The sequence below is a fragment of the Chryseobacterium vietnamense genome (assembly GCF_031454475.1).
GTDB classification, from domain to species: domain Bacteria; phylum Bacteroidota; class Bacteroidia; order Flavobacteriales; family Weeksellaceae; genus Chryseobacterium; species Chryseobacterium vietnamense.
This window is the reverse complement of sequence record NZ_JAVDQX010000002.1, coordinates 783,667-799,956: the sequence shown is the minus strand read 5'-3', so window position 1 is coordinate 799,956 and position 16,290 is coordinate 783,667. Positions and strand designations below refer to the sequence as shown.

Annotated in this window: 16 protein-coding genes; 11 read left to right on the top strand and 5 right to left on the bottom strand. The window is 36.4% G+C overall.

The genetic code is table 11. The features are described 5' to 3' along the window. Window positions 1-325 precede the first annotated feature (325 nt). The 5 genes from J2786_RS12905 to J2786_RS12885 all read left to right on the top strand — a co-directional run bounded on the left by J2786_RS12905 (window position 326) and on the right by J2786_RS12885 (window position 2,238). A complete protein-coding gene (locus J2786_RS12905) occupies window positions 326-490 on the top strand; it encodes a hypothetical protein (RefSeq protein ID WP_167497848.1) in 165 nt (54 codons plus the stop codon). A gap of 11 nt (window positions 491-501) precedes the next feature. Further along, the gene (locus J2786_RS12900; RefSeq protein WP_047434373.1) at window positions 502-858 is read left to right on the top strand and encodes a DUF7674 family protein; all 357 of its coding nucleotides are present in this window, start codon (window positions 502-504) and stop codon (window positions 856-858) included. 82 nt (window positions 859-940) lie between these two features. Continuing rightward, entirely contained in the window at window positions 941-1,072 is a 132-nt protein-coding gene (locus J2786_RS12895) for a hypothetical protein (protein ID WP_262711497.1), read from the top strand. Window positions 1,073-1,123: 51 nt separating this feature from the next. Beyond that, window positions 1,124-1,519 carry a DUF7674 family protein gene (locus J2786_RS12890; RefSeq protein ID WP_047434374.1) on the top strand — a complete coding sequence of 132 codons (396 nt, stop codon included), beginning with the start codon at window positions 1,124-1,126 and terminating at the stop codon, window positions 1,517-1,519. Window positions 1,520-1,638: 119 nt separating this feature from the next. Further along, a complete protein-coding gene (locus J2786_RS12885; RefSeq protein ID WP_047434377.1) occupies window positions 1,639-2,238 on the top strand; it encodes a hypothetical protein in 600 nt (199 codons plus the stop codon). Window positions 2,239-2,319: 81 nt separating this feature from the next. Here J2786_RS12885 and J2786_RS12880 read toward each other — a convergent pair whose 3' ends face one another. Then, window positions 2,320-2,832, bottom strand: coding sequence for a thioredoxin family protein (locus J2786_RS12880; RefSeq protein WP_047434379.1), 513 nt, complete (start codon window positions 2,830-2,832; stop codon window positions 2,320-2,322). A gap of 125 nt (window positions 2,833-2,957) precedes the next feature. Between J2786_RS12880 and J2786_RS12875 the strand changes: the two genes are divergently transcribed. The 4 genes from J2786_RS12875 to J2786_RS12860 all read left to right on the top strand — a co-directional run bounded on the left by J2786_RS12875 (window position 2,958) and on the right by J2786_RS12860 (window position 5,654). Further along, the gene (locus J2786_RS12875; protein WP_047434381.1) at window positions 2,958-3,485 is read left to right on the top strand and encodes a hypothetical protein; all 528 of its coding nucleotides are present in this window, start codon (window positions 2,958-2,960) and stop codon (window positions 3,483-3,485) included. Between the two features lie 70 nt (window positions 3,486-3,555). Next, a complete protein-coding gene (locus J2786_RS12870) occupies window positions 3,556-4,347 on the top strand; it encodes a helix-turn-helix domain-containing protein (protein WP_047434384.1) in 792 nt (263 codons plus the stop codon). 515 nt (window positions 4,348-4,862) lie between these two features. Beyond that, the gene (locus J2786_RS12865) at window positions 4,863-5,288 is read left to right on the top strand and encodes a DoxX family membrane protein (RefSeq protein ID WP_047435871.1); all 426 of its coding nucleotides are present in this window, start codon (window positions 4,863-4,865) and stop codon (window positions 5,286-5,288) included. A 12-nt stretch (window positions 5,289-5,300) separates the two neighbouring features. Further along, the gene (locus J2786_RS12860) at window positions 5,301-5,654 is read left to right on the top strand and encodes a cupin domain-containing protein (RefSeq protein WP_047434386.1); all 354 of its coding nucleotides are present in this window, start codon (window positions 5,301-5,303) and stop codon (window positions 5,652-5,654) included. A 174-nt stretch (window positions 5,655-5,828) separates the two neighbouring features. Here the strand turns inward: J2786_RS12860 and J2786_RS12855 are convergent, their stop codons facing one another. The 3 genes from J2786_RS12855 to J2786_RS12845 form a co-directional block, all read right to left on the bottom strand. Further along, the gene (locus J2786_RS12855; RefSeq protein ID WP_052187119.1) at window positions 5,829-6,938 is read right to left on the bottom strand and encodes a heparan-alpha-glucosaminide N-acetyltransferase domain-containing protein; all 1,110 of its coding nucleotides are present in this window, start codon (window positions 6,936-6,938) and stop codon (window positions 5,829-5,831) included. Window positions 6,939-7,323: 385 nt separating this feature from the next. Further along, the gene (locus J2786_RS12850) at window positions 7,324-8,274 is read right to left on the bottom strand and encodes a BPSS1187 family protein (protein WP_156121571.1); all 951 of its coding nucleotides are present in this window, start codon (window positions 8,272-8,274) and stop codon (window positions 7,324-7,326) included. A gap of 43 nt (window positions 8,275-8,317) precedes the next feature. After that, window positions 8,318-9,091 (bottom strand): aspartate/glutamate racemase family protein, encoded by a 774-nt coding sequence (locus J2786_RS12845; protein WP_052187120.1) that lies wholly within the window; start codon window positions 9,089-9,091, stop codon window positions 8,318-8,320. 685 nt (window positions 9,092-9,776) lie between these two features. Between J2786_RS12845 and J2786_RS12840 the strand changes: the two genes are divergently transcribed. Continuing rightward, the gene (locus tag J2786_RS12840; protein ID WP_310025465.1) at window positions 9,777-11,822 is read left to right on the top strand and encodes a beta strand repeat-containing protein; all 2,046 of its coding nucleotides are present in this window, start codon (window positions 9,777-9,779) and stop codon (window positions 11,820-11,822) included. Between the two features lie 132 nt (window positions 11,823-11,954). Here the strand turns inward: J2786_RS12840 and J2786_RS12835 are convergent, their stop codons facing one another. Next, complete coding sequence (locus tag J2786_RS12835; RefSeq protein ID WP_047434394.1) at window positions 11,955-13,412, bottom strand: tetratricopeptide repeat protein; 1,458 nt, start codon at window positions 13,410-13,412, stop codon at window positions 11,955-11,957. An 865-nt stretch (window positions 13,413-14,277) separates the two neighbouring features. Between J2786_RS12835 and J2786_RS12830 the strand changes: the two genes are divergently transcribed. Further along, the gene (locus tag J2786_RS12830; RefSeq protein WP_310025462.1) at window positions 14,278-16,170 is read left to right on the top strand and encodes a beta strand repeat-containing protein; all 1,893 of its coding nucleotides are present in this window, start codon (window positions 14,278-14,280) and stop codon (window positions 16,168-16,170) included. Window positions 16,171-16,290 lie beyond the last annotated feature (120 nt).

Genomic DNA, 16,290 nt, shown 5'->3' with positions numbered 1-16,290 from the left:
TGAAATGAAATGTAGTGAAGCATCTCATAGAATTAATTTACAATAAGATTCTTCCTTCGTCAGAAATCGAAGATTCAACGTAGTCAATGACAAAAACCAAATTATTTGACCTTTGAGGGAGGGGAATTATCAGTCGTTCATTGGTGATGACAGGTAACATCGTTTTTTGTCTTTTATTTTCAATTTGATAAAAACCTTATCATTTTGACATACTTTTTTGTTTAAAAAATGCAATTACAAAACCGTAATATATTAAATATCAACACTTTAATCAGATTCTATTTTCAACGGAATACCATTGGCATCATGATCTGAAAACATAGAAATGGACTTAAAGACTTTAAACAGAATCGACAAGCTCAGAAGATTAAAAAGCAAAGGCCCGGCAACTCCGAAATGGCTGAAGCCTTATCATATGCTCTTTCTGGCTTTCTTAACCATTTTCATCTTTGGTGCTATCATCAAAGTGCTGGAACATAATCACCATTAATATATAATACGATGAACTATTTGCAAGCCGTAAAGGAAATCACTGATGTGGTTCCTGATTTTGAAAAAGAAGTAAAAGAAATTAAAATTCAAAACTCATACAGCATTATCCGGACTTTTACAGAACGTATAAAAAATATGATCCGCCAGAATGACAGAAATCTGCTGTTCAGAAGTTTACAGAAAATGGACAAAATATACTCAGACGGAGATACAATATTAAAAAATGCTATTGAAACCACTTTTATCTATTCTCTGGACAATTGTACCGCTTTCTGCAGTGAGGAATACAGAAAAGTGATTTTTAGTCATATTTCTGACAACCTTCAGAAGGTGTATTCAAGACAAATTTACAGTCACGGCATATAAAGGTTTTATTACATTTTTCATCCGTTTCATTACAAAGTGTTTAAATTAAACAAAAATCAAAATAACTCACAATCAATAGATTATGAAAAATAAAATCAGAAAAATTTCAGATTGGAGAACCTGGAAAACCACCACAAACAGGCACAATACAGAGATATTACTCACTCACATCGCTGTGATCGTAGGAGTTTTTATTTTTGCAGCCTGTCTTTAAATTTTGGTATACATTTCGCTGCAATAAAAAGTGTTTGAAAAATTCTTAATTATGATGAAAGTACAAATGCAAACTATTAATCAAAAAATAGCTGTTGAATACTTAAAATTTTTCTATCCGCCACTTCGCAATGAGATCACACAATTGTCTGTACAGGACAATTTCGCTGGGGTCATGCAGGCTACCGTGAATTATCTGAAGAACCTGTTGCAGGAATCTAAGATCAATATCATTGCCCATCATATCAAGCTGATGGACTGGATCTACAGAAACGGAAATTCTTATGTAAGAACCATGATTGAAAACCTTTTTGTAAGATCTTTCGAAAGTTTTAAAAAACATGCAAAAATCCAACATTGGAAACTTCTTTACCAATATATGCCTGTAAGCTTCCAGATCATTTATAATGAGCAGCAGAAGCAGGATCAGATGTATTTTGGAAAATAAATTAAACCCAAAAGGTGAAAGGTAATCCTATATTTACCTTTCACCTTATTAACTATAAAATCACTTTTTATTTCGTTTCACCCATATCTGTGAAACTTCTTTTTTATAAAAATATACCCATGAAATACTCTTTTTATGCCCTGATGATGGCATTATCATTGATCTCGTGTGAAAACAACGATAATACAATTGATGATCCAAGACCTGTTGATAAAGAGGTTTACTCGTTTCAATTTAAAAGCTATACTGTAAAAAATACAGTTTTGTACAAAGGATCAAACGGAGAAAAATCTACACCGGATGAATCTTACCTTACCGGTTACTGGAGCTTATACCAGGAACCTGCCTGGAAAAAAATAACCCTTGATCTTAAAAACAAGACAATAAAATTATTCTCAGAAACCTCAACTACAGATTTCACCTATAGTTTTACCATCGTTAATGACTCTGTACTGATCAAAGAGAATAACAATAATAAGCCAACTTACATTGGCGATTTTCATAAAAATACTTCTTCATTCACTTTAAAAAGAACGTACAGATACGTAAAAAAAGTTCCCCGGGATGATCAGGATGCACTACTGATTACAAAAAGTGCCCATTTTGGAACAACCCAATACGAAAATATTTTTGGAAATATATTTACCACTCCTTCTGAAATGATAAAAGGAGGTGATCAGGTTTTATGGACCAACATTGAATATTCTTACAAAGAATGATTGTTATCTGTGATTATTCAAAAAATAAATCCCCGGAACTTCATATTTCCGGGGATTTGTTTTATCATAAATGAAAAGTTTTTATTTCTTCACAAATACTTTCTCGATGGTCTGCGACTCTTCATTACTCAGTTTTGAGGCTTTCCCCAGTTTGGCAATAAAACTATTTACTTCTTCCGGTGTGGCAGGTGATCCCAGATTTTCTCCTTTAGCATCAAAAGAATCTGCCAATACTTCTCCCTTTGGATTTAGAATCACCCAGAAAGGAAGTCCTGCATTTTCACCTTTATATTTATTCATCAGCTCTTGTCCGCCCGGATTTTCAAGGCTTTTCTTGTCACCTCTCTCCTGAACGTCTACATATGCAGTGACAAATCTTTTATCAAAAATAGGTTTGGTTTCAGGAAGATCCATATTTTTCTCCATCATTTTGCACCATTTGCACCATGAAGCATGGAACACCAGTAAAACATTTTTCTTTCCTGCTTTAGCTTCTGTGAAAGCCTTATTCAATACGACATCTGCTTTTTCCTGCGCTGCTCCCAACTGAAACAGTAACAAGGTTACAACGATAATAATTTTAGTGTATTTCATTCTGAATTTTTATTTTAAATCTACACGAATTTAGGTATTTAATCGTTACTTATTTTATTTAACTTTAAATATTAATACAAATAATGAGCTATAATATTTTTTGTTGTTTTCTGTTCACTTTTAGCATGTTCAAGTTCAATGCTCAGGTTTCTGATGCCGTTAAAAAAACAGCAAAACCTTTAGAGAATATTTCTTATGCTGAGTCATCTCATATCGGAGCCGGAGGAGAACAAAGTAAAATTTATAATCAATTTAAAAAAGTTTCCAAAATAGCAACTAATGACGAACTGTATTATTTTGCGATGAATGGTAGCAATGCATTAAAATTATATTCCGGGAAAGAATTGTTTAAAAGAAATGATAAGAGATTTTTAGACGTCTATACACTTTACTCCAAAAAACCTTTAAAAATGGAATATGTTTTAGGCTGTACCACAGACAGTAAAAATATTGCTGAATTTTTAAAAGATGAAGTATCTGCAGCTCCACAATATATTTCGTTGCGGGATCAGTTATTAAAAAATAATAAACGGGATGAAGTAGGAAAAACCCAGCTCAGACAAATTAAAGAAATGGGCTATGGTAAGCTTACGGAAGAAGATGTCAGATTAGTAAAGAAAGATTTGGAAAAAATTGATCAAAAGCAAAACTGAATTTCTTGGTAGGGCAAAACAGGTTTAAATCTTATTCAATTCAGTTACATTAATCTTTAACAAGTTTAAAATGATAGAAATAAAAAAATATTCTCATCAGCCAGGACATCCTGAACCACGAAGAGTCATCAGATACACGCTATTCTGGTGTCATCAGGGAAGTGCCAAAATTTTGATTGACGAAAATATTTTCACCCTGAAACCCAGTCACGTCGTAACCATTACTTCAGGACAGTTTCATCAGTTAAAATCAGTGGAAGGACAGCTTACTGCCTTAGAATTTACCCTGGATTTTTTCTGTAAAAGTGACAGCGATATTGAACTTATTTTTCACAACGGTCTCTTTTGTCATTTTGGGATGAATGAAATGATCACCATACAAAATCCTGCATTTTTTACTGAAACTCTGAACACGATTGAAGAAGAAATTCAGGAACAGCCATATCAGTATCTGATCTCTACACATTCTCTGGTAGAATTACTATTGGTGGAAATCAACCGCAGTAAAATTGCCAATGGCGATGAAATCTGGAAACCGGATGCTTTATTTTTAAAGTTTCTTGAAAGTGTAAGGTCAAATTTTAAAAACAATTATCAGGTCTCCCATTTTGCAGATATTCTCGGAGCTACTGAAGCCAAACTGAATGAAGTTTCAAAGCTTCATACCAACAAAACCGCACAGAATGTAATCTACAGTCTGACCATTTCCGAAGCCAAAAGACTTCTACTCTACGAAAAACTTACCATAAAAGAAATTGCCTACCAGCTTGGCTTTAATGATCCTTTCTATTTTTCAAACTTCTTCAAAAAACATACTTCGCGTTCTCCCAAAGACTATCAGAAAGCAGTAAAGGAAATTTAAAAGAAGTCAGAATTGAGATCAGCACAAAGTTAGGGCCAGGCAAAAAAATGTACTAATCCGTTGATGAAGCAATATGGCTATGCTGTTGCTTAGAAAGAATCAATGAAATTGATTCCTCCTTTGCCTCCTTAAAAATATAAAATCAACTTCTTAAAACTTTGCGTCTGAATTACATCCCGAATCGGTTTAAAAGTTGGAGAAATTTGTAATGCTGGATTTTATAATACACAAAGGTTTATTTCCAATTCCGTTTTATCTTAAGTGAGCAAAGAAGTGAACCGATATTCTATCGATTCTGATGAAACATATGCTTAAAATTTGCAACTAAATGTCTATATAGCAAATATCTACACCATTGGAGGCTCGTCCGGAATTGTTCTATACATCATCACTTCCAGTTCTCCCTCTTCCATCTTCCCTGCTAAATATTACATTCTTTTTCCGGAATTGTCTATTCTTTTGGCAACCGCTTTCGTTGAACTTTGTACAATAATTAAGACCTAAAAATTATGCGTATGAAAACTCAACAGGATGCTGCGATATTCTTACTAAGAATTACTTTGGCTTTTGGATTTTTATCTGCCGTGGCAAGCAGGCTGAACCTTTGGGGAGCACAATCTTCCGGCTGGAAAAAATTTGTCGATTACACTGCTGAGACCAATTCATTTTTACCCCATTCATGGGCGTCTGCCATTGCAATAGTTTCAACAGCAGCTGAACTTTCAATAAGCATTTTGCTTCTGCTGGGATATCAGATAAAAAAGACATCCTTTTCTGCTTCTGTTCTTACTTTATTATTTGCCGTTGCAATGAGTATTTCTTACGGAATTAAAGAACCTTTGGATTATTCAGTTTTTGTATTCAGTGCCGGCGCATTTCTTCTAAGTACATTTCCACGTTACTCATGGAGTTTAGACCATTTTTACATCGATAACAATTAAAATTTATATATTATGAACACCAACATCCACGATTACATCGTAAAAACAGAACAGAAAGAATGGCAGCCTTTAATTGAAAAAGGGATTCATTATGAAGGTATTTCTGTAAAATCTTTGAAATTTGATCCTGAAAAAAACCGTTCCACCAGTATTCTTTTAAAATTTGAACCGGGAGCCAGCTATCCTTATCACAATCATCCTGCCGGTGAAGAATTGTTTATCATAGAAGGTAATGCGACTATTGCAGGAGCTCAGCTTGAAAAAGGAGATTATCTGTATACTCCGCCCAATTTTAAACATTCTGTGAAATCAGAGCTTGGCTGTACCATTCTTTTTGTGGTACCGGAGGAAGTAGAAATTCTTTAAATGGATGACAAACCAAAGAGGCTGTCTCAAAAGTGTCAATCTGAATGAAATACAATGTAATGAAGAATCCCATTTGTTTGATCATCAATAAGATTCTTCCTGCGTCAGAATGACAAAGTCAGGTAATCTGACTTTTGAGACAGCCTCTACCGTAATTAAAAAACAGGATTGAACTTATTTCAAAGCTGTTTTCCCCGGTGATATCGGTTTGAAATTAATTAATGTTTTTTTCTTTCTCACCATATCTACCAAAGTCTGTACTGAAAAAGTGAGAATAATATATAACAGGATAAGCACGCATACATAACCAATTTCATGTTGTCTGTATCCGAAAATCCCTTTCCCCCATGAAATCAGAATCCATTGGATCATGTACATTGAGGTTAAATTTTTGCTGCAGTATTTCAGAACACGCATAAAGCCATTGTCTTTAACGTTGGCTGTAACTGTATTAATCAGCCATAAAAACAGCAAAGTCCAGCCTGCAAAATAAATAACGCCTCCTGGGCCCATATGATAAAAACCATTGTAATGATAATCTCCATATAGAAAGACCAACGGAGCTCCTATGGCAATAAACAAAAGCCCGACATAGAGCATATTTCTGAATATCTGTTTGATATTATAGTTCAGTTCCTGAAACCATTTCCCGAAAAACATTCCGATGATAATAAAAGCCATCCATGGGAAAACCGGGAAATAAACATATGCCGGATAATCAGTATTGAAAAGTAAGTCCAGGATATAGTTGATGACAGGGTAATCCAGATTAATTCCGCTTACCTCTCTTGATATTAATGCAACGAATAAACCAATAGCCAGCATGATATATTTATTCTTCACATACGCTCTGATCAATCCGACAAACAATAAAGACATTCCCGCAAGCTGTAAAATATCTCCCAGCTGTACCAGATACACATACTGCTGCTCTATAGGTGCATGCCATCCGTATTTTTGAATAAAATTATCGGGAGCAAAATTAAAAATCACAGGAATCATAAACTTCATAAAGTTCATAAACAGGCCCGCAAATACGAGTAAAACACCCCGTTTTAAAGCACTTTTAAGACTTTGATGGCTGGAAGTCATGAAGGTGATTCCCATACAGATCAGAAAGATAGACGTTCCTCTTCCGAGAAAAACAATAAAACTGCCGATAGCTGTTTCATATTGTGATTTTACATTGGCATACACCAATAAGGTATGTATAATGATCATCCCGATGACACTTATACCTTTTATCAGATCCAGAGTAAGGATTCTTTTGTTTTGTTGTTCCATAGTTTTTAGTGGAAATTGTGGATTAGATAGATAAAATTGTATTCATTTAGTAATTTTTCAAAACTGTATTTTTATTTATTCTAAATAAAAATCAAATATACAAATTAAAACCACTTCTCATATTGTATTCATGAATTTTCATAAAATACTAATAATTAAATATTTACTTCGAAATTAAAGAACGATGAGGATAAATATTTCTTCATACACAATCACCTAATTTTATCCTGATATCGTCCAAAAAATGAAACACTTAATACGTTATCCCTGAAACAAAAAACTCTTCCAGCCGGAAGAGTTTCATTACCATTATCATAATTCAGACAGTTCTGATGATCAGATTTGTATTACAAACTGTAAAGTCATCAGAGACAACCTTTAAAAATTACAGGCCCGAACCAAGCATTTTTATCCAGATAGGTTGATAGACAGGATTTTTAATTCCTTCCACGTGATATGGATTAGAAGGTGTACGCTTATTTGTTCGCTGGATCATAGGCTGATCTAAAGCAAAAACATTCTCTGCAGGAATATGAAGTTCTTTACAGATTTCTGCCAGCTCTGTTGCAGCAGCTTCTTTCACATGGTAGGTTGCAAAAACATTTTGGGGTGATGTTACCAGTTTTTGAGAGTACCAGCCTGCAATTTTTTTCGTTTTGGAATCACTGTAATCCCAACCTCCAGAAAAGCTGATAATTCTTGCTACAGACTCGTGCTGCGCAATAAATTCAGCCATACCTCCGCCCTGGGATTGCCCCACAATGGCAATTTTGCTCCAAATGGGCTTGCCTGTGCTCTGATTCAGATATTGAGACCATGCCCCTTCTTTATCATTTTTCGACAAATACTGTAAAAGTTTTGTCAGACGAGGTATAATGGCATCCTGATACTGATCGGGAATAGGCAGAAAAGTATGATCGCCATAGATACGTTTTCTGCGGAATTCCGCAGCACAGTCAACATTTTTACTCAAATAATCTCCTTTACAAACCTGCGAAACCCCAGGCATACTCATAAAAGAGAGTGCTATAATTCTATATCCCTGGTCCAATGCTGTTTTAAAAAAGCTCTGAGGAACATGATCAGTTGATCCTCCGGTTCCTGTAAGCCATAACAACACTTTATTGTTTTTAATGGCCTTGTCATAAATTACACTATGCGCACTGTCCCAATTCTTTACCGAAGGGTCAGCTTCACTGGGTTTCACCTTGAGTGTTTTATATGCTGAAAAATCAATAGCCGGACTTACCTGTTGTGCTGCCAGGTTTGCGGACAAACTTATCATAATCAACAAAATACACAGTATCATGGTGGATAATGAGGTCTTTTTTTCCATTTGTATTTAAAATTAAATTAAACAATTAAACTCTATAAATTAGTTAAAAATCAGATCCCAGGATAAAATCTACTCCCATTTGAGCATGCAGTAATGTGGTATTGAATACCGGTATCTTCAGATCATTTTGCCCTATAATAAGGGGAAATTCTGTACATCCCAATATAATGCCTTCAGCACCGTTTGATTCCAGAATTGCAACCTGATCCAATATGTATTTTTTTGTTTCAGGTTTTAAAATACCAAGAGACAGTTCTTTTTGTATAATGGTGTGAAGCTTTTCTCTGTCTTCCTTTTGATCAGGTACCATCATATCGATATCATATTTATCTTTTAGGATTTTCTCAATAAATGGCTCCTCCATGGTAAATATTGTCCCAATAAGCCCAACCTTACAGAGCCCTTTCTTCCGGACTGCATTGCCTATAGCATCTCCAATGTGGAGTATGGGAATCATGCTATGCGGCTGTACATCATGATACACTTTATGGGGCGTATTGGCACAAAACATTACTGCAGATGCGCCGGCTTTATATAATTGGTCACAGGCTTCAATCAGCATTGTTGCAATGGTATCCCAACGATCCGCTTTTTGTAATTGATGCATATTATACTGGTCAAGATTTAATAATACAAGTGGGGGATTTGTGTTATTACCAAAATGTTCATTGATGCTTTGGTTCAAGTACGTATAATATTCCAGGGTTGAGTGCCAGGAAAGACCTCCGATAAGACCTAATTTCCGCAACATAGGATGGTGCAGCTCCTGTTGAAACTTTTTCGGATAATCTGTAGAACTTGTATTATAACTTGTCATGAATCTGATGTTTATTAGTGGAACGGTATTTAATCCTATTTGCTAATAAAATACAGATCAGTTCATATGATCAATAGGCCTTGACAACTCCTGATGATATAAGTTTACTATAGCAAAGTCGAAATACCGCAATTAACTTTTACAAAATATTGTTGATATGGAGGTTACTCCTTAACAATATTGAGAAAAAAAACGGAGAGCTGCGCAACAACACCCTACAACATATATACGCCATTTTATATTCATACTAAAAAAACTATTCATATACATTCACCATAAGCCTGCCCGACATCGGTTTTTGGTTAATAGTTTCTTGTTGTTAAAATATCCTATTGAAATGCATGAAAATTAACTATTTCTGCCGGAGCAGAATTTCGGTATTGAACAGAAGTCAGCAGGCCGCATACGCTATTGCACGTCCACCAATACATCTACAATCAATAACCAGAGAACACAAAATATTTCATTATTTAAATCACTTTAATGTGGTTTAATATATTCGTATTTTTCATTAAAATCATGCATTTTACTAATAAAAAATGCATGCATTATACAGCCATGTACACAAATGATGTATTTATGTTGCATATGCAACTTTACTACACTACTCCAATATATATTACATTTACACACGTAGTCCGGTTCTATTGATACAAAGAAAAAAAAATTATTAAATTAACATGTTATGACAAAAAATCTATTACTCGCAGGCTTGCTTACCACCTTTTCCCTGGTAGCAAAATCACAAGTGGGGATCCATACATCTAATCCTCAGGGAGTATTTAACATTGACGGATTAAAAAATAATCCGACAACGGGAGTGCCTACAGCAGTTCAGGCTGCAGATGATCTGGTGATGACTTCTAATGGTAATCTGGGACTGGGGCTTACCGCTCCCGGTACCACACTGGATGTGAAAGGGGCTATTACCAACCGTGAAACTGTTTTAGCTGTAGCAGGAAATGCTGTTACTATTCCGGCTAATGTGAGTTTGGTAAGACTTACCGGAGCTGCTACAGCCAACGTCGCCATTTCTGCATTTGCTGCTCCTAATCCCGGACAGCGTCTTATTGTCTACAATAATACCACAGGTGGATTTGATGCTACGCTGGATGGAACTACCGTTCCTAATGGCAAAGCGCTGGAATTTATTTTCAGTAATTCATTCTGGAGATCTACGGGATCGGTAAATCTCTATACTGCAGACGGTACTCTTGCAGGTAACAGAACGGTAACACAGGGAGCTAATACGTTGGCATTCACAGGGACACAAACCAATGCATTTTCTGTAGATGGGAATACCTTATCCGTGGATGCCGCAAATAACCGTTTAGGGATCGGTACCACAGCCCCGGATACCAAGCTGACGATCAGCACCCCTGATAATAGTTTTGGGTTAAATCATACCAATGGTACAGTTAATCTGAAAACATACATCGGAGGAGGAGAAGGCTATTTGGGGACCACTACTTCAAATGCACTTGATCTGATGACCAATAATACTGTAAAGATGAAAATTACTCCTTCCGGAAACGTTGGGGTAGGAACAAGTACACCCGGCACAACACTGGACGTGAACGGGGCCATTACCAACCGTGAAACCGCTTTAGCTGTTACGGGTAACGCAGTTACCATTCCTGCTAATGTGAGTTTGGTAAGACTTACCGGAGCTGCTACAGCCAACGTAGCCATTACAGCACCTGCTGCTCCCAATCCCGGACAGCGTCTTATTGTATACAACGGTACCACAGGCGGATTTGGAGCTACACTGGATGTTGTTACTATTCCTAATAATACAGCAATGGAATTTGTTTTTACTAATTCATTCTGGAGACCTACGGATGGGGGGATGCTAGTAGCTGGCCCCACTAACATTTATACCGCAAACGGAACTCTTGCAGGAAACAGAGTTGTAACTACTGCCGGAAATTCTCTTTCTTTCACCAATGGTTCCAATAACGTGTACGTTGGAACAACGGGTACTGAAGGGACTGTAAAAGCAACCGGCTCTTCAAGAGGATCATTTGTTGCAACTGGTGGTGGTGCTGCTCTAAACATGTATGTAGATAATAATGCAATGGCCCAGATTACCACAACAGGAACCAATACCGGTATGGATCTAGGTGCCACCACAGCAGATCCTGTAAATATTATTACCAATAACACGCAAAGAGTTACTGTAACCGGTACCGGAAATGTGGGAATAGGAACCAATGCCCCTGCGACAAAACTCGATATTAATGGAAATATGAGAATAGGAACAACTACTGGCTCTAGTAGCTCTAACAATGTCTCGACTTTGGTAAGAGATAATACAACAGGAGAAGTAAAAATAGCAATGTCAACTACCGGAAATCGGTCACCCATAAATATGATCAATTACACACTTTCCAACGTTAATGGTGATTATATTAGTGACTATGATACCAAAATAAATATAGCAGAATATACAGTGATAGTGGTGGGTATTTACTTTAGCCAACTTTTAAAAGTTGTAAGCCCCGAGACCTCCCAACCCTACTTCGCCCCGTTTAATGTAATTGCTTTTGAACAAAATTCTACCTGGCATCTTAATGCCGACTATCCAAACACCGCTTCGTCTACTAATGGCACTTGGGTTATTAACTGTCTTGTAGTCAATAATAGTCTAATTAAAATTCTAACAAATGTAAATCAGGACTTAGGAGGAAGCAATATAGGAGCCGCAGCAGCACAACCCTCAGGATTATAAAAATTCAGATCTTAATCCTGATATTTTATAGTTATTAGGCAAAAAACAAAAAAACCGGAACTGAAAGATTTTGTTCCGGTTCTTTATTACAGATTCCTAATTACCAGCTTATAGATATTCTTTTCAACATTTCTAAGGCTCAGAAATAGATCTGAAGAAACGGTACAGATCAGTTTCGCTTTCCAGATTCAGTTTTTTCCGTATCCTGTACTTTTTTGTCTGGACAGATCTGTGCTCCATTGAGATAGACTGAGCAATCTCTTTTGACGAAAAGCCAAGCCATATCAATGCACAAAAAGCTAAATCCGACCTGGATAGATTGGAATTTATTTTTAACAGCTCTTCGCATAACTCCGGATAGGTTTCCTGAAATTTAGGAAAAAAATCAATCTTTTTTTCTTTGGCAAGCAGAACGATAATTTCATAATTTTCATTGAGTTTTCTTTTTAAGTCTTTTGTTTCATTTCCAATTTCAAAAATTATTTTTTCGCTTTCCGCAAGCATCTTTTTCTTTTTTCTTATGCGCAGATAAAAGTAAATGGTAAGTAAAGTAATCAACAGTATCAGGATACCGCCATACCACAAAGTAGTATTATTTTGATTTTTAAGTTGAACCTTTTCGTTTTCTCTGTCTTTATTCAATCTGTTGATAGAAAGATCTACAGCCTGATTCCGGTTGGTATTCAGGCCATCCTGCAATGAGATTGTTTTGTTCAGATATTCATTTTCTTTTTCAGCATCGCCTACTTTTTTATAAAGTACAGACAATTCCTTATAATTGTTGAGAATAAGCTTTGGTCTGTTGACCTGCCTGGCAAATTCGGTCGATCTCTGGATTGTATCAATGGCCTGGCTTATTTTCCCCTGACTCTTCAGAAATATCCCATAATTCTGTAAAACAACAGCTCTATGAAATTTGTTATGCTTGAATTTCCTTGTTTCTAAAAGTACAAAAGCCTTTTGAAAGTAATATTGAGCGGAATCCGGCCTCACTTCAGATAACGTGTAGTATTGTGCTATATTAGCTACATCAAGAGGGTACGCTTCAATTTTTACAGCTTTACGAAGATATATTATGGCAGAATCAGGTTGGTTTACCTTGTAGAAGTAATCAGATCTGTTTGAATAGACATAGCGTAGAAATAAGCGGCAATCACGATGATCTTTTCGCAGCTTCAGCCCGTAATTCATAGCTTTGGAACTGTATTCCAAAGCCAGCTTGCTCACATCCATCTTACTGTAAAGCTGGGCATACTCCTGATTTATCCTGCCTAAAAGAAAATTATTTTTACTGTTCCTAGCCAGATCTTCTGCTTTGTTTAAGTATTCGAACCCTTTTTTTACATCGCCCCCAAATACAAACCGGTTGGCAATATTAGCATATCCCATTGCCTCTCCTTCACGGTAACCGATCCGGATTGCTTCTTTTATGACTCCTTTATTCCAACGGATAAGATCATCATCAGATATTCTTGTCCTAAGCGCTTTGTTTGTTTTTATCAGTAAAGTATCAATATTCCTTTCTGTATAGTGTTGTGAAAATAATTCCGAACACCATAGTATAAAGAAAACCAAAAGTATTTTATTCATAGTTTTAAAAAAACATAGTCACAAATTGTTAATTAAGATAAAAAACTGATAAAAACCTGATAAAATAATCGTGATAAGGATATCCTGTCAATATTTCCAATTTGGAAAAATACAGGCATTACAGGAAGAATAAGAGCAACAAGTCCCTACCTGTTATAATTTATTGTTCTGCAAATACAATTACTCCTTTTTGAACATTATTTAATATCGAAAAGATCAGTCATTCGCTTTTCTTTATACCCGCAAGGTTAAAAAAAACACACAAAAATGCACAAAAACAACATACAGCATATATACATCATGACTTACAAGCTTTTCAAAACAAGAGCTTTAAACATATTACAAGCCTTCCGCAACAGCTATGACAATGATTAATTTTCCATCTGACAGCAAAAAAACTGAAATGAATTAGCGCATGTCACAGGGCAGTTGTAAGATTATTAAAACTTAAATTGCCTGTTTATTAACTTTAAGGGCAACCATAGCCATCATAATCAATTTTATCCACCATCATGCTTTGAAATGATATTTATAAAGGAATCTTCATTTCAGACCTTATGCTGAGCTGATAAAAACAATAAAGGCAAATACAAACGAATGCACCTTTCTTTAACTCACTTAACTGAGGTTTATTTTATTAATGATTTTCCCGCATATCGCTTATTTTTTCAACAAAAACAAACAAATGCTGTATATATGATATACCTATGTTATACCTATGATAAGTGCACATTATCCTTTCCAAGCTCCAACAAGCATTAATTTTGCCGCCCAATCAATAGTAAAATAATAGGTATCACTTTGAGATATGTTCATTACTATTATTATAACTGTTGATATAAGGAAATATTAATTAATACATATTATGAAAAAAAACTTATTACTGGCAGGCTTGCTTACCACCTTTTCGCTGGTGGTAAAATCGCAGGTGGGTATTAATACTGCAACTCCCACTGCAACTCTTGATGTGAATGCTAAAAACAGTACCGGCACAGGTACAGCAGTAGAAGGACTGCTTATTCCCAGAGTAGACAGGCAAAAAGCCCAGAGTATGGCAGGAGTTCCGGTATCCACCCTGATTTATGTCAACAATATTGCTACAGGAACCACTACAGGTAATGCTGTAAATATTGATACCGTTGGCTATTATTATTATAATGGTACCGTATGGACAAAGCTGAGCATTCCTGTTAATATTTATAATGCAGACGGGACCCTTACCGGAAACAGAACCGTAACACAGGGAGCCAATACCTTAGCATTCACAGGGACAAAAACCAATGCATTTTCTGTGAACGGGAAAAACTTTTCCGTAGATGCAGCAAATAGCAGAGTGGGAATCGGTACCATAGCTCCCGCTTCTTCTCTGTCTGTCCAAAACAGTCCGGGAGCTACAAACAGTACCATTTCTGCTGGAATTGAAAATTGTGGTGCTGCATGTCTGCAAGGAATTGCAAGAAATATTACCCTTTATAATTTAAACAGCACTGGTGGGCAGTTTGCTGAGCTCGGGTTTATTCCGTCAACATCTGAAACAGGACTTTCCGGGGCCAGCATTACAGGAATTGACCGTGATGCTGCCAACAGCTATGCAGGGTTACAGTTTTCCACCAGAAATGCAACAGACTACGCACCAAGACTGACGATCAAATCCTCAGGAAATGTGGGTATCGGTACAACGAGCCCTACCAATAAACTTCAGATTGAATCCACTACAAGCGGAGCTTTGAAAATCGTAGATGGTACCCAGGGTACAGATAAGGTGCTAACATCCGATGCCAGCGGAGTGGCAACATGGAAAGCTTTGCCGGCAGCACCTGCATCTGCCAATATTTATAACACAGACGGCACTTTAACAGCAAACCGTACCGTTACACAGGGAGCCAATACCCTTGCCTTTACAGGAACACAGACCAATGCATTTTCTGTAGACGGAAGCACCTTATCTGTGGATGCTGCCAATGACCTTGTAGGCCTTGGTACCACAACCCCTGATACGAAACTTACCATCAGTACCCCTGATAGCAGCTATGGACTGAATCATACCAATGGTACAATTAAGTTAAAGACCTATATCGGAGGAGGGGCAGCTACTCTGGGAACCACTACAGCTAATGATCTGAGGCTGATGACCAATAACACCCAACAAATGACTATTACCTCAGGGGGCAATGTAGGAATCGGAACAACAGCTCCCACTCATACTTTGGATGTGAATGGAAATGTGAGGTTCCGTTCAGTTGCGCCTATCACCAGTACTAATAACTCAGGAATATTACTTGCCGATGGAACTGGTGCTGTGTCACAGATTTCTACCAATGATTTTGTAGGCTCCCTGAAAATACCAAGCAATATTTTTAGTGCCGAACAAACTACAGATGTTCCAACGAATTTAGCGGGTAACAATACTGCAAATAATGTCGTATTTGGAACGGTTAATATCAATGCAGCTGGAGCAGGTACCTGGGATGCGACAAATAACACCTATACTGTTGCTAAAGCAGGAGTATATCAGGTTACTTCGGGGGTAAATCTTCAATTTACGACTAACACATCTTATGGTATGTACATTCACATGGCATCATCCTTGTGGGTTCAGTCGGGTATTATTCAAGCTGGAAATGTTATGTATTTTAATGGTACTTATGTAAAATTGCTGGCACCGGGAGATATCATTCGTTGTACTACAAAATCATCTAATGCAGGCAGCTATAGACAAGGTGTTGCTTTCATTCACATAATTTATACACCATTATAGAATAAAATAAAAAGCGGTAAAGTACCTTTTAGATATATGAAAAATATAGAAAATAAATATTTTGAAATTATATCAAAAGAAGTTCTAACAATATAACAAATGATGAAGTAAGATATCATG

What these genes read in the sequence shown, in the direction of transcription:
- J2786_RS12895 (WP_262711497.1), top strand. Translation starts at nt 941, where the DNA reads ATGAAAAATAAAATCAGAAAAATTTCAGATTGGAGAACCTGGAAAACC.
- J2786_RS12885 (WP_047434377.1), top strand. Translation starts at nt 1,639, where the DNA reads ATGAAATACTCTTTTTATGCCCTGATGATGGCATTATCATTGATCTCG.
- J2786_RS12860 (WP_047434386.1), top strand. Translation starts at nt 5,301, where the DNA reads ATGAACACCAACATCCACGATTACATCGTAAAAACAGAACAGAAAGAA.
- J2786_RS12905 (WP_167497848.1), top strand. Translation starts at nt 326, where the DNA reads ATGGACTTAAAGACTTTAAACAGAATCGACAAGCTCAGAAGATTAAAA.
- J2786_RS12900 (WP_047434373.1), top strand. Translation starts at nt 502, where the DNA reads ATGAACTATTTGCAAGCCGTAAAGGAAATCACTGATGTGGTTCCTGAT.
- J2786_RS12855 (WP_052187119.1), bottom strand. Translation starts at nt 6,938, where the DNA reads ATGGAACAACAAAACAAAAGAATCCTTACTCTGGATCTGATAAAAGGT.
- J2786_RS12845 (WP_052187120.1), bottom strand. Translation starts at nt 9,091, where the DNA reads ATGACAAGTTATAATACAAGTTCTACAGATTATCCGAAAAAGTTTCAA.
- J2786_RS12830 (WP_310025462.1), top strand. Translation starts at nt 14,278, where the DNA reads ATGAAAAAAAACTTATTACTGGCAGGCTTGCTTACCACCTTTTCGCTG.
- J2786_RS12835 (WP_047434394.1), bottom strand. Translation starts at nt 13,412, where the DNA reads ATGAATAAAATACTTTTGGTTTTCTTTATACTATGGTGTTCGGAATTA.
- J2786_RS12840 (WP_310025465.1), top strand. Translation starts at nt 9,777, where the DNA reads ATGACAAAAAATCTATTACTCGCAGGCTTGCTTACCACCTTTTCCCTG.
- J2786_RS12875 (WP_047434381.1), top strand. Translation starts at nt 2,958, where the DNA reads ATGTTCAAGTTCAATGCTCAGGTTTCTGATGCCGTTAAAAAAACAGCA.
- J2786_RS12880 (WP_047434379.1), bottom strand. Translation starts at nt 2,832, where the DNA reads ATGAAATACACTAAAATTATTATCGTTGTAACCTTGTTACTGTTTCAG.
- J2786_RS12865 (WP_047435871.1), top strand. Translation starts at nt 4,863, where the DNA reads ATGAAAACTCAACAGGATGCTGCGATATTCTTACTAAGAATTACTTTG.
- J2786_RS12850 (WP_156121571.1), bottom strand. Translation starts at nt 8,274, where the DNA reads ATGGAAAAAAAGACCTCATTATCCACCATGATACTGTGTATTTTGTTG.
- J2786_RS12870 (WP_047434384.1), top strand. Translation starts at nt 3,556, where the DNA reads ATGATAGAAATAAAAAAATATTCTCATCAGCCAGGACATCCTGAACCA.
- J2786_RS12890 (WP_047434374.1), top strand. Translation starts at nt 1,124, where the DNA reads ATGATGAAAGTACAAATGCAAACTATTAATCAAAAAATAGCTGTTGAA.